12 protein-coding genes are annotated in these 15073 nt (G+C 70.9%); 10 read left to right on the forward strand and 2 right to left on the reverse strand.

What is annotated here, in order from left to right; translation table 11 throughout:
• The first annotated feature begins 18 nt into the window (after positions 1 to 18).
• Genes DKG75_RS10315 through hrpB form a run of 9 tightly spaced genes read left to right on the forward strand, consistent with a single transcriptional unit; the run spans position 19 to position 13015 of the window.
• Positions 19 to 654, forward strand: a complete 636-nt coding sequence (locus tag DKG75_RS10315) for a DUF6931 family protein (RefSeq protein WP_109920981.1) — start codon at positions 19 to 21, stop codon at positions 652 to 654.
• Positions 651 to 953, forward strand: coding sequence for a PAAR domain-containing protein (locus tag DKG75_RS10320; RefSeq protein ID WP_109920982.1), 303 nt, complete (start codon positions 651 to 653; stop codon positions 951 to 953). The genes DKG75_RS10315 and DKG75_RS10320 overlap by 4 nt, the downstream gene beginning before the upstream one ends.
• Positions 954 to 966: 13 nt before the next feature.
• Positions 967 to 2487, forward strand: a complete 1521-nt coding sequence (gene tagH / locus DKG75_RS10325) for a type VI secretion system-associated FHA domain protein TagH (protein WP_109920983.1) — start codon at positions 967 to 969, stop codon at positions 2485 to 2487.
• Between the two features lie 35 nt (positions 2488 to 2522).
• On the forward strand, positions 2523 to 3860 hold the full coding sequence (tssK, locus tag DKG75_RS10330; RefSeq protein ID WP_109920984.1) for a type VI secretion system baseplate subunit TssK: 1338 nt from the start codon (positions 2523 to 2525) through the stop codon (positions 3858 to 3860).
• Between the two features lie 26 nt (positions 3861 to 3886).
• Positions 3887 to 5389, forward strand: coding sequence for a type IVB secretion system protein IcmH/DotU (icmH, locus tag DKG75_RS10340; protein WP_133636807.1), 1503 nt, complete (start codon positions 3887 to 3889; stop codon positions 5387 to 5389).
• A gap of 7 nt (positions 5390 to 5396) precedes the next feature.
• Entirely contained in the window at positions 5397 to 8993 is a 3597-nt protein-coding gene (gene tssM / locus DKG75_RS10345) for a type VI secretion system membrane subunit TssM (protein WP_109920986.1), read from the forward strand.
• Positions 8975 to 9727 carry a type VI secretion system-associated protein TagF gene (gene tagF, locus DKG75_RS10350; RefSeq protein WP_109920987.1) on the forward strand — a complete coding sequence of 251 codons (753 nt, stop codon included), beginning with the start codon at positions 8975 to 8977 and terminating at the stop codon, positions 9725 to 9727. The genes tssM and tagF overlap by 19 nt, the downstream gene beginning before the upstream one ends.
• Positions 9724 to 10458 carry a PP2C family protein-serine/threonine phosphatase gene (locus tag DKG75_RS10355; RefSeq protein WP_243746462.1) on the forward strand — a complete coding sequence of 245 codons (735 nt, stop codon included), beginning with the start codon at positions 9724 to 9726 and terminating at the stop codon, positions 10456 to 10458. The genes tagF and DKG75_RS10355 overlap by 4 nt, the downstream gene beginning before the upstream one ends.
• Before the next feature lie 52 nt (positions 10459 to 10510).
• Complete coding sequence (hrpB, locus tag DKG75_RS10360) at positions 10511 to 13015, forward strand: ATP-dependent helicase HrpB (RefSeq protein WP_109920988.1); 2505 nt, start codon at positions 10511 to 10513, stop codon at positions 13013 to 13015.
• Between the two features lie 28 nt (positions 13016 to 13043).
• Here hrpB and DKG75_RS10365 read toward each other — a convergent pair whose 3' ends face one another.
• The gene (locus DKG75_RS10365; protein ID WP_166646366.1) at positions 13044 to 13484 is read right to left on the reverse strand and encodes a DUF1036 domain-containing protein; all 441 of its coding nucleotides are present in this window, start codon (positions 13482 to 13484) and stop codon (positions 13044 to 13046) included.
• Between the two features lie 300 nt (positions 13485 to 13784).
• Between DKG75_RS10365 and DKG75_RS23245 the strand changes: the two genes are divergently transcribed.
• Positions 13785 to 14390 (forward strand): hypothetical protein, encoded by a 606-nt coding sequence (locus DKG75_RS23245; RefSeq protein ID WP_133636805.1) that lies wholly within the window; start codon positions 13785 to 13787, stop codon positions 14388 to 14390.
• On the opposite strand, the gene mtgA is transcribed toward DKG75_RS23245, so the two are convergent.
• Positions 14381 to 15067, reverse strand: coding sequence for a monofunctional biosynthetic peptidoglycan transglycosylase (gene mtgA, locus DKG75_RS10375; protein WP_109920991.1), 687 nt, complete (start codon positions 15065 to 15067; stop codon positions 14381 to 14383). The two genes, DKG75_RS23245 and mtgA, sit on opposite strands and share 10 nt — an antisense overlap.
• Positions 15068 to 15073 lie beyond the last annotated feature (6 nt).

Genomic DNA, 15073 nt, shown 5'->3' on the forward strand with positions numbered 1-15073 from the left:
GGAATACGGGGCAGAGACATGACCGCGACACCGGCAGCCGGCGCCGCCTTGGCGGGCGCCAACCTGGCGAAGCTCGCGGGCGTGCGCAGCGGCGACCTCGCCCGGCGCTACCAGCCGGGGCCGGCGGTGATCAATGCCCTGCGCCATGCGCCGACGGCGGATGCGGCCCTGCGCCTGCTGGTCGAGGGCGGCGCCGTCGAGGCGGCGATCGAACTTCTGTCCCAGGCCCTGCCCCGGCGTGAGGCCGTGTGGTGGGCCGCGACCTGCGTCCGCGACACGCTGCCCGAACCGCCGCCGGCCGGCGAGGCCCGGCTGCTGGATGTGTCCGAAGCCTGGGTCCGCCGCCCGGGCGACGAGGCGCGCCGCGCCGCCTATGCGCTGGCCAATGCCGAGGGCGTGGATTCGCCGGGCGGCCTCGTCGCCATGGCGACTTTCTTTTCCGGCGACAGCTTGGCGCCGGCGGGCCAGCAGGCGGTGCCGCCGCCCGCCCATGTCGCGGGCGCCATGGTCGGCAATGCGATCCGCCTGGCCGCCGTCCGCGTCGCGCCGGAAAAGGCGGCGGAACGGTTCGCCCGCTATCTGGAGATCGGCATCGATATCGCGTCCGGCGGCTCCGGCCGCAAACGCCAGAGCGAGGAGGAGACGGCCCCATGACCATGCCCGCATCCCGCGTCGGCGATATGCATGTCTGCCCGATGGTGACCCCCGGCACGCCGCCGATCCCCCATGTCGGCGGGCCGATCCTGCCGCCCTGCGCCGTCACCGTGATCACGGTGGCCATGCCCCAGGCCCGGGTGACCGACATGTGCCTCTGCGTCGGCCCGCCCGACGTGATCGTGAAGGGCAGCATGACCGTGCTGGTGAACAATCTGCCGGCGGCACGCATTGGCGACATGACCGTTCATGGTGGTACGATCGTCGTCGGCGCGCCGACGGTGCTGATCGGCGGCTGACGGGAAGGGAAGAATGCCGCTCGTCCTGACCTTCTCCGGGCCGCCGCCGGACGGATTGCCCGCCCGCTTCGTCCTTCCGCCCGCCGGCGCCGTGCTCGGCCGCGGGCAGGCGAATGACCTCGTCCTGCCCGATCCCGGCCAGAAACTGTCGCGCCGCCATTGCGAAATCCGGCCGGAGAGCGGCGGCTGGCTGCTGTTCGATCTCTCGACCAACGGCACTTTCCTGAACGATCACCCGGAACGGCTGGACCCCCGGGTGCCGGTGCAATTGCAGAACGGCGATTCGATCCTGCTCGGCGACTATGCGCTGGTGGTGGTGATCGAGGCCGAGATGCCGGCCCTGCCGGAAATCGACTACGAGCCGATCCCGACCCCGCCGCCGACCGATATCCACGACGGCCGCTTCGACGATTTCAACCGCGAGCGGAACGAGGCCGGCCTCGGCCGCGCAGCGGATTTCGCCTTCGGCCAGGTGCCCGGCGGCCGGCCCCAGGCCGGCGGCCTGCCCGAGGATTGGGACGATGAGCCGATCGGCGGCAATCAATCGGTCCACCGCGACCGGCTCTATGAGGTCGGCCGGGTCGAGCCGGCGGCCGGCTTCGACCAGAGCGGCGACGACGATCCCTTCAAGGGTTTCGATCTCGAAGCGCCGCCGGCAGGCATGGGGGCGCAGCACGATCACGCCGGGCATGGCGCCATCGCCTTCGAGGCGCCGACCCCGCGCCGCGACGTCCTGCCCGAAAACTGGATGGACGACGAGCCGCGGGTCCCGCCGCCCCCGCCCCCGCCGCTCCCACCCCCACCGCCGGAGCGGCCGCAGCCCGGCGCCGGCATGGCGCCGGTGTCCGTGCCCGGGGCGGGGCGCGACGACGACGGCTTCGATGCGACCGAGCCGCCGCCCATGGCGCCGGTCTCGCCGCCCCCGCCGCCCTTCATCCCCGCGCCCGCGCTGGCGCCGGGGGAGGGGGGCGAGGCCCTGGCCGCCTTCCTGGCCGGGGCCGGGATCGACCTGCGGCCGGGCGGCGATCCGGCGGCGGTGCTGCATCTCGCCGGGCGGATCTTCCGGGTGATGGTCGAGGGGGCGCGCAGCCTGGTCCAGGCCCGGGCCCGGCTGAAGAACGAATTCCGCATCGAGCAGACGATGATCGGCTCGGCCAACAACAACCCGATGAAATTCGCGGTGACGGCGGAGGAGGCGCTGGCCGCCCTGCTGCAACCGCCGCGCGCCGGCTACCTGCCGCCGCAGGAGGCCGCCCGGGAAGTCTTCGCCGATCTCGAAGCCCATGAGCTCGCGGTCATGGTCGCGGTCCAGGCGGCGATGAAATCGGTGCTGAAGCGCCTGGACCCGGCGACCATCCGGGCCAAGGTGGATGCGGAGGGCGGCGGCTTTTCCCTGGCCGGCAAGAAGCCGCGCTACTGGGAACTCTATGAGATCATCTTCGGCGAGGTGCTTGGCGGCCTCGACGAGGATTTCGACAAATTGTTCGGGCGGGTCTTCGCATCCGCCTATGAGGATCAGGTGCGGCGCTTCTGACCATCGGTCACGGCGTCACTGGCGGAGTTGGGCACATGGGGTGGAGCGACAAGGTCATCTGGTCCGAAGGCATGTTCCTTCGCACGCAGCACTTCCAGCAGTTCGACCGCTATGTCGAACGGCTGGTGCGCGGCCGCGTCGGCGGGCTCCGGCCCCATGCCTGGGGCCTGACCGAATATGCCCTGAACCGCGAGATGCTGAAGACCGGGCGCTTCGCGCTCTCCGATGCGGCGGGGGTGTTCGAGGACGGCACGCCCTTCGCCCTGCCGGGGGACGCGGATCATCCGACCCCGCTCGAAGTCTCGGAAACGGTGCGCAACCAGATCGTCTATCTGGCGGTGCCGCTGCACCAGCACGGCGCCCCCGAATTCACCCTGGAGGCGCAGGCGGACTCGCCCGCCCGCTACGGCGCCCAGGAATTCGAGGCGACGGATGCGATCCAGGGCGCCCCTGGTCTCGCCCGGCTGACCGTCGGGCGCCTGCGGCTGCGCTACCTGCTCGAATCCGACGACCGGGCGGGCTATGCCTGCATCGGCCTCGCCCGCATCGTCGAGGTCGCGGCGGACAAGCGCATCCTGCTGGACGAGCGCTTCATTCCGCCCGTCCTCGCCTGTTCCGCCTCGTCGCAATTGGTCGGCTTCGTGACCGAGATCATCGGCATGCTGCACACCAGGGGCGAGACCCTGGCCGCCCGCGCCGCCGCCTCGGGCACCAGGGCCGGGGTCGGGCAATTGTCGGATTTCCTGCTGCTGCAGGTCGTCAACCGTTACGAGCCGCTGTTCGCCCACCTGAACGCCGGTAACCTGATGCATCCCGAAACCTTCTACATGCAGGGGCTGGAGCTGGCCGGCGAACTGGCGACCTTCACCGCCGCCAGCAAGCGCCCGCCCAGCTTCCCGCCCTATCGCCACGACGACCTGCAACGCACCTTCGGCGCCCTGATGGCGGAACTGCGCCAGTCGCTGTCGGCGGTCCTCGAACAGACCGCGATCAACATTCCGCTGCAGGAACGGAAATACGGCATGCGCGCCGGCATCATCGCCGACAAGAGCCTGCTGAAGACCGCGGCCTTCTACCTCAGCGTGAAGGCGGACATGCCGCCCGAAGTGCTGCGGCGGAATTTCCCGGCCCAGGTGAAGATCGGCCCGGTCGAACAGATCCGCGAACTGGTCAATGTCGCGCTGTCGGGGATCGCGGTGCGGCCCCTGCCGGTCGCCCCGCGCGAGGTGCCGTTCTACCCCGGCGCCAGCTATTTCGAACTCGATCGTTCCAGTCCCTATTTCACCCAGCTCGCCACGTCGGGCGGCATCGCGCTTCATCTCGCCGGCGATTTCCCGGCGGTGACGATGGAGTTGTGGGCCGTGAAGTCCTGACGGCGTAACCGGGGGGAGGCAAGCTCATGGCCGACAAGGACAATCCCTTCGCCGAACCGGGCGACGACGAACGGACGATGATCCAGCCGATGCCCGGCGGGCGCCGGCCGGAACCGCCGCGCCCGGCCGCGCCCCCCTATCCCCGGCAGCAGCCGCCGGCCCAGGGCGGCGCGGGCTATCCGGCCCAGGGCGTGCCCGGTTACGCCCCGCGCCCCGCCGCCCCGGTCGGGCCGGGCGGGGTGGCACCGCTGGCCGCCTTCGCCGCCGCGGCCCCGCCGCCGGCCGATCCGGATGCGCCGCGCCAGGTGATCGCCACCGGCATCAATCCCCTGGTCGCGGCGGCGGCGCCGGTGATCGCGCTCTGCACCCGGGTGCGGGGGACGCCGCGCCAGACCGATGTCGATGGCCTGCACGCCCGCACCATCGACGCCATCCGCCAGTTCGAGGCCGGCGCCCGCCAGACCGGCCTGCCGCCGGACGTGCTGTCCGCCGCCCATTACGCGCTTTGCGCCACGGTCGACGACATCGTGCTGTCGACACCCTGGGGCGGGCACGGCGCCTGGTCGCGCCGCTCGATGATCTCGATCTTCCACAACGAGGTGACGGGCGGCGAGCGTTTCTACGGCATCCTGCGCCGCTGCGAGGGCGATCCGGGGCGTTTCATCGACGCGCTCGAACTGATGTATGTCTGCCTCTCGCTCGGCTTCGAGGGCGAGATGCGGGTGCTGCCGCGCGGCGCCTCGGAACATGCCAAGATCCGCGAAGGCCTCTATGCCCTGATCCGCCGCCACCGGGGCGAGGTGGAGAAGGAAATCTCCCCCCATTGGCGCGGGCTGGAGGCGGCGGATCCCTCGATCCGCTCGGCCATCCCGCCCTGGGTGGTGGCGACGGCGGCCCTGATCCTGCTGGGCGCCGGCTTCTTCGGCCTGAACATCCTGCTCTCGACCGAGACGGACAAGGCCCTGGCGGCCATGGCCGAATTGCAGCCGGTGACCGCGACCCGGATCGTCCGCCCGGAACCGGTGCGTCCACCCCCGCCGCCGCCGCCGCCGCCGCCGGTGGCGGAGGAAAGCCGGGCCGAGATCATCGCCCGCTTCCTCGAAGCCGAGATCAAGGAAGGGCTGGTCGAAGTGTCGGAATCGGCCCAGGCCATCCGCATCACCCTGAAATCCCAATCGGCCAATGCGCGGGGCATGTTCGCCTCGGCCAAGGCCGACCTGCTGCCGGCCTATCTGCCCATCGTCGAGCGGGTGGCCAAGGCGCTGGCGGCGGAACCGGGCGACATCATCGTCGAAGGCCATACCGACAGCGACCGCCTGAACCGGCCGCCCTTCAACAACAATTACAACCTGGCCCGCGCCCGGGCCGAGGATGTCCGCGAAATCCTGCTGGAACAGGGCGTCGCGGCCGAGCGCATCACCGTCATCGGCAAGGGGCCCGACGTGCCCGTCGCCCCGAACGACACGCCGGCCAACAAGGAACGCAACCGGCGCATCGAAATCATCCTGAAGAAAGTCGGGCAGGAGTGAGCCTCCCATGCTGAAGCGCATCCTTCTCTCGACCTGGCTGTGGTCCCTGATCGGGATCCTCCTGCTGTCGCTCTTCGCCTGGTTCCTCGGGCCCTATATCGATATCGGCGGGGTCCGGCCGCTGGGCGACGAGGTGACCATCCTCATTACCTCCTTCGCCCTGACCATGATCTGGGGCGCCTATTACGGCGCCCAGTATTTCGCCTATCGCCAGGCGCAGAAGCGCCTGGAAGGCGGCCTGACCGAGGGCGAGGCCGCCGATCCCAAGGCCAAGGGCAAGGCCGGGGACAAGGCGGCCGGCGCCGAGGTCCAGATGCTGAAGGGCCGCTTCGAGGAAGCCCTCGGCCTCCTCAAGAAATCCGCCGGGGCGGAGGGGCGGGGCCGGCACTATCTCTACGACCTGCCCTGGTATGTCATCATCGGCCCGCCGGGCGCGGGCAAGACCACCGCCCTGGTCAATTCGGGCCTGCGTTTTCCCCTGGCCGACAAGCTGACCGACGGCAAGCCCGGCGCGGTCGCCGGCATCGGCGGCACCAGGGCCTGCGACTGGTGGTTCACCGACGACGCGGTGCTGATCGATACCGCCGGGCGCTATACCACCCAGGACAGCGACGCCAAGGCCGACGCCAAGGCCTGGACCGGTTTCCTGGACCTGCTGAAGAAGAACCGGCCGCGCCAGCCGCTGAACGGCATCATGGTGGCGATCGGCATTCCCGACCTCCTGTCGGCCTCGCGGGACGAGCGGGCGGGCCATGCCGCCGCCATCCGCGCCCGCCTGGCCGAGCTTTACGACTGCCTGGGCGTGCGCCTGCCGGTCTATGTCCTCTTCACCAAGACCGATCTCCTGGCCGGCTTCGTCGAATATTTCGACGATCTCGGCAAGACCGAGCGCGAACAGGTCCTCGGCTTCACCCTGCCCCTCGACGACGGGCGGGGCGAGGCGGCGGTGACCGGCTTCGAGCGCGAACTCGACATTCTGGTGGCCCGCCTGAACGAGCGTCTGGTCGACCGCCTGCAAGGCGAGCGCGACATCGAGCGCCGCACCCTGGTCTACGGCTTCCCGACCCAATTGGCATCCCTGCGCGAAACCTGCCGGGAATTCCTGGACGGCATCTTCCTGCCCACCCGCTTCGAGGAGCGGCCGCAGCTGCGCGGGGTCTATTTCACCTCGGGCACCCAGTCGGGCACGCCCTTCGACCGGCTGGCCGCGGCCATGGCCAGCCAGTTCGGCGTCGATCGCCAGCGCCTGCCGGCCTTCAACGGGCCCGGGCGGTCCTATTTCCTCAGCCGCATGCTGCGCGCCGTCATGTTCAACGAGGCGGGCATGGTCGGCCAGGACGAGAAGGCGGAGCGGCGGCGCAAATGGTCGGCCCGCATCGTCTATGCCCTGACCGGCCTTGTCACCGTGGGCGCGGTCGGGCTCTGGGGCCTCGCCTATATGAATAACCGGAAACTGGTGACGGAATATAATGCCGCCATCGCCGCCTATAACGAGGCGGTGAAGGCGGTCGATCTGGCGCTGGTCGACGAGAAGACGGCCGAACAGAACATGAGCCGTCTCCTCGACCTCCTGAACCGGCTGCGGGCACTGGCCGGCATCGACCGGGCGAATGATCCGGTGCCGCTCACCTATCGTCTCGGCCTCTATCAGGGCGACGACCTGCGCGCCCAGGCCAACGAAGCCTATCACCGCGCCCTCGAAGCCGCCTTCCGGCCCCGCCTGCTGCTGATCCTGGAACGGCGGATCAAGGACAGCATCAACGATCCGGAAGCGCTCTACCTCAACCTCAAGACCTATCGGGTGCTGGCGGGCGCCGGCCCTTCCGACGCCAAGCTGGTGCGCGAGACCTTCGACGCCTATTGGAAGCAGGTCTACAACAAGCCGGAATTCCAGGATTCGGTCACGCGCCTCGTCGCCCATGCCGGGGCCCTGATGGAACGGCCGCTGGCGGAATTGCCGCAGAACACGGATGTCACCCAGCAGGCGTCCGACATCCTGACCCGCGAGCCGCTGGCGAAGCGCGTCTATTTCCGCATCAAGCAGGTCAATGCCATCACCCAGCTGCCGTTCTGGCGCCTGGGCGACAAGGGCGGCCGCCTGCTGGACGACGTCTACGATACGTTCGCCGGCAACCCGCCGTCGAAGGTGACCATGCCCGGCCTCTTCACCCATGAAGGCTTCTACAAGGGTTTCCTGCCCCAGGTGCAGCGCGCGGTGCGCGAGGCGACGGCGGATTCCTGGGTCATCGGCCTGCCGGTCGAACAATCCCAGTCGCCGGATGCGCTCGCGCGCCTCGAAGGCGAGGTGGTCGCCCAATATGAGGATGAATTCATCCAGCGCTGGGACGAAGTGCTGCGCAGCCTGCGCCTGAAGCCGCTGGACGGCGGCACCGAGGCGGTGCTGCCCGTGCTGGCCAAAATGTCGGCGCCGGACAGCCCGATGAAGCTGGTCACCGCGGCGCTTGCCCGGGAAACCGATCTCGGCACGCCGCCCCCGCCGCCGGCGGCCCCGGCGGGCGGGCTGGCGGTGCCGGACCCCGCGGCGGCGCTGCCGGCGGGCGGCATCGCCGATGCGGCGGCGGGCGCCCTCGGGCTTGGCCCCATCGGTCCCGCGGGCGGGCCGAAGCCGGGCGAGCGGGTCTCGGATCACTACGCCTTCCTGCGCCGCCAGGTGACGGCGGTCGAGGGCGGCAAGGCCCCGGTCGACGAGGCAGTGGCGGGCCTGAAGACCCTGTTCGACGAATTGAACCAGTTGCGTGCCGGCGGCGGCTCCGCCTCGGGCGGGGCGGCGGCGGCGCAGCAGGTGCAGATCCTGGCGGAACGGCTGGGTCCGCCCCTGTCCAACTGGCTGGCGGCGGCGGCGGCGGGCGGGCAGGCGGCCCAGGTCTCGACCACCCGGGCGCAGATCAACGAAGCCTGGACCGGCACGGTCGCGGCCCGCTGCGCCACGGCGGTCAAGAACCGCTACCCCTTCACCGCCGGCGCCAAGGACGATGTGCCGGTCAGCGACTTCCAGGCCCTGTTCGCGCCGAACGGTCTGGTCGACGGCTTCTTCAAGCAGAACCTGGCGCCCTTCGTCGATACTTCCGGCAACAGTTGGTCGCTGAAACCCGGGGCGGCGCAGAACCTCGGCATCGAGGCCTCCACCCTCGCGCAGTTGCGCACCGCCTCGCGCTTCCGCGATGCCTTCGCGCCTTCGGGCCAGGGCTTCGGCTTCCAGTATACGATCGAGCCGGTGGCGCTGGACCCGAGCGTGGCCGAGGCGAAGCTGGAGATCGACGGCGTCTCGATGACGTTCAACGGCGGCCCCGGCCGGCCCACCATCCTGTCCTGGCCGGCGCAGATGGGTGGCGGCTTCGCCCAATTGACCCTGACCCCCGGCGACCCGGCGGCGACCGCGGCCACCACCGAGGCCCAGGGCGCCTGGGCGGCCTTCCGCCTGTTCGACAAGGCCGCCATGAGCAACGGCACCAGCGAGGCCGAAAAGGTCCTGCGCTTCACCGTCGACGGGCGCTTCGTCACCTATCGGATCAAGGCGAGCGGCAGTCTCTACCCCTTCAAGATGCCCGAGTTCAGGAGCTTCAAGTGCCCGGCGACTCTCTGATCGGCACCACGGCGGCCCTGGCGGCCGTGCCGGTGCCGGGCATGGCGGCGGAGGCCGCCCCGCCCGGCGAGCGAAACCTGCCGCCGCCGCGGCTGGCCGGGTTCTACGGCAAGCTGCCGGCGCGCGGCGATTTCGTCGGGCGGCGCCTGTCCGAGGCGTTCGTCGAAACCTGGGACCGCTTCCTGACCGAGGGGCTGACCGCCGCCGCCGGCCGCCTGGGCGGCGGTTTCGCCGACCGCTATCTGGTCAGTCCGTTCTGGCGCTTCGCCCTGGGCCCGGGCATCGCCGGGCCGGAGACCGTGGTCGGCGTCTTCGCCCCCAGCGTCGACCGGGTGGGGCGCTATTTTCCCCTGACCGCCGCCCTGGAACTGCCGGGCGAGAGCGCGCCGGCGGCGCTGGCGGCGGCCGAAGCCTGGCTGCCCCTGGCCGAACAGGCGATCTACGACGCCCTGATGCCGGACGGCAGCCTGGAAACCCTGGACGATACGATCGCCGCCCTGCCTGTCGCACCGCCCCCGGCGGCCGCCCCCGCCCCCGAGGGCGGCCGCATGGTGCAGACATCCCTGCTGGCCCAGGGTCTTTTGGCCCTGGCGGCATTTCCGGCCCCGCCGGTTCTGTTCTGGACCCTCGGGTCCGTCGAGCTTCCCCCCCGACTGCTCAGCTTTGGCGCCTTGCCGTCGCCGACGGTATTCGCAGCCTTTCTCGATGGTGCCTGGGAGGGCGACAGACCATGACCCGCCTCGTTTCCTTGTCGATGGGGGCAACCCATGCCGGCAAAAAGCGCAGCTTGAACGAGGATGCGCTGCTGGTCCGGCCCGAGGCCGGCATCTGGGCCGTGTGCGACGGCGTCGGCGGCCATGATGCCGGCGAGGTCGCAAGCCAGGCCATCGTCGACGCCCTGGCCGCGATCGAGCCGCGGGAGAATGCCGGCACCCTGCTGGCCGAGGTCCGCGCCGCCATCGCCCGGGTGAACATGGACCTGCGCACCCAGGCCGGCCAGGGCCGCACCATCGCCTCGACCACCACCGTGCTGCTGGCCTTCGGCGAGCATTTCGCCTGCCTCTGGGCCGGCGATTCCCGCTGCTACCGCAAGCGCGATGGCGTGGTCAGCCAGATCAGCCGCGACCACAGCCTGGTCCAGGACATGCTGGAAAAGGGCATGATCCGCCCGGAAGAGGCGGAAAACCACCCACGCGGCAATGTCGTCACCCGGGCGGTCGGCGCCGACGAGCAATTGCAGCTCGACAAGGTGAACGACCGCATCCGGGCGGACGACATGTTCCTGCTCTGCTCCGACGGCCTGTCCAAGGTGGTGCCGCTGTCGGAAATCTCCTACATCCTCAATTCCTATGCGATCGACGTCGCGGTCGACCGGCTGATCGCCGCGGCGCTGGCCGCCGGCGCGCCGGACAATGTCACGGTCGTCCTCGTCGCCTTCCGCGACGCCGACACGCTGGACGGCTGAACGCACGAAGGGCCTTATCCGGGGGCGCCGCCTGCGTTACTGTCCGCGCCCCATGGACCGCCTGCCGATCGACGATAGTCTGCCCGACCTCATGCGCGCCCTCGACGGCGCGCCCGCGGTCGTGCTCGAAGCGCCGACCGGGGCGGGGAAGACCACGCGGGTGCCGCTTGCCCTGCTGGGCCGGCCGTGGGCGGCGGGTGGGCGGATCGTCATGCTGGAGCCCCGGCGCCTTGCCGCCCGCGCCGCCGCGCGCCGCATGGCCGAGCAATCGGGCGAGACGGTGGGCGAAACCGTCGGCTATCGCGTGCGCTTCGATACCAAGGTCGGCCCGAAGACCAGGATCGAAGTGGTCACCGACGGTCTCTTCACCCGCATGATCGCGGACGATCCGTCGCTCGACGGCATCGCCGCCGTCGTCTTCGACGAATTCCACGAGCGCAGCCTCGATGCCGACCTCGGCCTCGCCCTGGCCCTCGAAGCGCAGGAAGCCTTGCGCCCGGACCTCAAGCTGGTGGTGATGTCGGCGACCCTGGACGGCGCCCGGGTGGCCGAACTGCTGGGCGGGGCGCCGGTGGTGCGGTCCGAGGGGCGGGCCTTCCCGGTCGCGCTGCGCTGGGCGGAGCGGCGCGACGAAGCCCCGCTGGAGGTCCGCACCGCCCGCACCGTCCGCCAGGCGCTGGCGGACCTTGGCGGCGATATCCTCGTCTTCCTGCCCGGCAAGACCGAGATCGAGCGCACGGCCGCCCTTTTGGCCGATCTGCCGGCCGCCGTCGTCCTGCACCGGCTGCACGGCGATCTCGACCTCGCCCGCCAGGACCAGGCGATCGCGCCGGCGCCGGCGGGCACGCGCAAGATCGTGCTCGCCACCAATATCGCCGAAACCAGCCTGACCATCGAGGGGGTGGCGGTCGTGATCGACAGCGGCCTCGCCCGGGCCAGCGCCTTCGATCCCGGCACCGGCATGGGCCGGCTGGTCACCGGGCCGGTCTCGCAGGCCGCGGCCGAACAGCGCCGGGGCCGCGCCGGCCGCCTGGGGCCCGGGACCTGCATCCGCCTCTGGACCGAGGCGGAGCACCGCGCCCTGCTGCCCCATGCCCCGCCCGAGATGCTGCGCGCCGACATGGCGCCGGTCGCCCTCGATCTGGCCCTGTGGGGCGTGGCCGATCCGGCGCAATTGCGCCTGCTGGACCCGCCCAATGCCGGCGCCTTCGCACAAGGCCAGGGGTTGCTGCGGGACCTTGGCGCGCTGGATGCGGCGAATCGGATCACCGGCCACGGCCGCACCCTGGCCCGCCTCGGCGCCCATCCCCGCCTCGGGCATCTGATGGTCGCTGGGCGCGAACGGGGATTGGGCGCCATGGCGGCCCGGGTCGCCGCCCTGATCGAGGGGCGCGACCCGGTGAAGCGCCGGCCGGATGCCCGGGATTGCGACCTGCTGCTGCGCCTGGACGCCCTGGCGGGTGGGGGCGGCGGCGATATCGACCGCGGCGGCCTGCGCCAGATCGATCAGGCGGCGCGGCAATGGGCGCGGCGGCTCGGCATCGATTACCGGGCGGCGGACGATCGCGCCCGGCTCGGCGTCCTGGTCGCGCTGGCCTATCCGGAACGGGTGGCGCGGCGGCGCAGCGGGGGCGGCGGGCTTTACCTCATGGCGTCGGGGCAGGGGGCGCGGCTCGATCCGGCGGAACCCCTGGCGGGGCGGGAATGGCTGGCCATCGCCAGTCTCGACGGCAGCCGGCGGGACGGCCGGGCCTATCTCGCCGCCGCCCTCGACCTGGCCGAGGTCGAGGATTGTTTCGCTGCCAGCATCGAGGCCGAGGCGACGGTCGCCTTCGACGAGGCGACGGGGCAGGTGCGGGCCCGGCGCCGGCGCCGGCTGGGCGCCATCGTGGTCGACGACGCGGTCTGGCCCGATCCCCCGCGCGCGGCGGTGACGGCAGCCCTGCTTGCCGCGATCCGCGTCCGCGGGCTCGATGCGCTGGACTGGAGCCCGGCGGCGGCCTCGCTGCGGGCGCGGGTGAATTTTCTCCACGACCTGCCGGATGGGGCCGGGACCTGGCCCGACTGGTCGGACCGGGCGCTGCTCGACGGGCTGGAGGACTGGCTCGGCCCCTATCTCGACGGTGTAACCCGGCTCGAAGCCCTGCGCCGCCTCGACCTGCACGAAGTGCTGGCCGCCGGCCTCGACTGGGCCCTGCGCCAGCGCCTGGAGGCGGAGGCGCCCGGCCATCTGGAAGTTCCGTCCGGCAATCGCCACGCGCTCGATTACGGCTTGGGCGCGGCGCCGGTGCTGGCGGTCAAATTGCAGGAAATGTTCGGGGCCCGCGAAACCCCCACGGTCGCACGCGGGCAGGTGGCGGTGGTGCTGCATCTCCTGTCGCCGGCGGGGCGCCCGGTCCAGGTGACGCAGGATCTGGTCAGCTTCTGGGCGCGCGGCTATCAGGATGTCAGGGCCGACCTGCGCGGCCGCTACCCGAAACATCCCTGGCCGGAAGACCCGCTGACCGCGCTGCCGACGGCGAAGACCAAGCGTCATCTGCCGCCGGGCAGCGGTTAGAGGGATCGTCCCGGCCCGGGACGACCGGTCAATTGTCGGTCAGGTTGGTCGTGTAGGACTTGGCTTCCTGGCCGGTGTCGACCTCGGTGAAGTTCTTGGCATAGAAGCCGCGCTTCTCGCAGTTGGTGTTGCCGCGGATGGTGAAGCTGGCGTCCTTGGCGCAGAAGGGCGATTCGCCCGGCCAGCTGCTGCCGTCCGGATGTTCGGCATAGACATAGACGTAGCGCACCTTCAGGGGCCCGCTGATCGGCGTCGCGCATTTGCCGGGCTCGACGTTCCACCAGCCTTCCGAGACCCAGACGCCGTTCTCGACGCCGTCATTGGTCTTGTCCTCGTAATAGCCGACGGCGACCGAGGTGGTCTGCCCGGTCTTGTTGCAGACGGTATATTCGGCAAAGGCCGGCGATGCGGCGACCAGCAGCCCCGCAGCCATGGCCGCGGCACCCGCAACGGCAGAACGGATCTTCATCCCGTTCACTCCCCCATAAGAAAAACCTCGCATGGCACGAATATGCCATGCCTCGACCGCCCCCGCTGTGACCTGCGACACTCCATCCGTCGGACGTCACGGCCGATACGGTCCCCGCCTTAGTTATCGGGCGGAAAAGAGCGGCGTCAAGCGCCAGCACGGCCAGGGGGCCAGCCCAGGATGCCGGCATGGTCCGGGAAGACGCTGGCGCCGCCGCCTGCTATCATGCCGGCACCCGTCCACGACAAGGTTCCATCGAGAAGGGGAGAGGCTAAGGTGCAGCGGTCGATGTTTAAGGCGATGGGATTGACGCTTGGCCTGGCGCTGGCGGCTTCCGGATCCGCGCTTGCCCAGGGCAGCTTTCTTGGCGGCATGAGCGGCCGGACCAGCCCCGCCCCGGCGGATCCGGCGCCTGCGCCCACCCCCGCGCCGGCCCCGACGCCGGCTCCTGCACCGGCCCCGACACCTGCACCGGCCCCGACTCCGGCCCGGCCGGCCCCGGCCCCGGTTCCCGATCCGGCCCCGATCCCGCCGCCGGCCAAGGCCACGGCGCCGACCACCGGTTTCACCGGGGTCTGGGAAGGAACCTATACCTGCGCCCAGGGCCTGACCGGGGTAAGCATGTCCTTCGACGCGCCGGAGAAGGGCGAAGTGTCGGCGGTGGTTTCCTTCTATGCCGTGCCGTCCAACCCGGGCGTGCCGTCGGGGCGCTTCCGCGTCGTCGCCACGGCGCCGGACCAGGGGGTGCGCTTCATCACCACGTTCCCGGACGCCTGGATCGAGCGGCCCCAGGGCTATGTCATGATCGGCTTCGACATCGAATTGTCGGACGACGACATGGCCATGCGCGCCACGCTGAACGGGGCGGCGGGCTGCACCACCGCCCTGCTTGCCCGTCAGAACTGAGCGGGGCAGGGCGGCATCAGGGCGGGGCCGATATCGCCGGCCCGGCCCTGGATGCGCCCGGCATAGCGGTTGACATAGGCCGACGGCTTCGAGGCCGAGAAGCGGATCGGATTGGGCAGGACGGCGGCCAGCAGGGCCGCCTCCCGCGCCGACAGCTGCGCCGCCGGCTTCTTGAAATGGTGTCGCGCCGCCGCCTCCACCCCGTAGACCCCGGGGCCGAATTCGACCGAATTCAGGTAGACTTCCAAGATCCGCCGCTTCGGCCACAGCGCCTCGATCAGGACGGTGAAGCCGGCCTCCAGCCCCTTCCGCACCCAGGAGCGGCCGGGCCAGAGGAAGACGTTCTTCGCCGTCTGCTGGCTGATGGTGGAACCGCCGCGCAGGCGGCCGCCGCCCTCCGCCGCGTCGAGGGCGTCGTTGATCGCTTCCCAGTCGAAGCCGTGGTGCTGGCAGAACTTGGCGTCTTCCGCGGCGATGACAGAGCGGATCATGACCGGCGCGATCTCGTCGTAGGAAACCCAGTCATGGGACAGGCCATAGCCCTCGGCGAGGCGCAGCAGCATGAGCGGCGTCGCCGGCACCGGCACCACCCGGTAGAACAGGACCAGGGACAAGGGCACGAGCACAGCCGCCGCGAACAGCGACAGCAGGAAGCGCCGCCAGATCCTGCCCCGCACCGGAAC

This window comes from Zavarzinia compransoris, from assembly GCF_003173055.1.
In the GTDB taxonomy this organism is placed as follows: domain Bacteria; phylum Pseudomonadota; class Alphaproteobacteria; order Zavarziniales; family Zavarziniaceae; genus Zavarzinia; species Zavarzinia compransoris.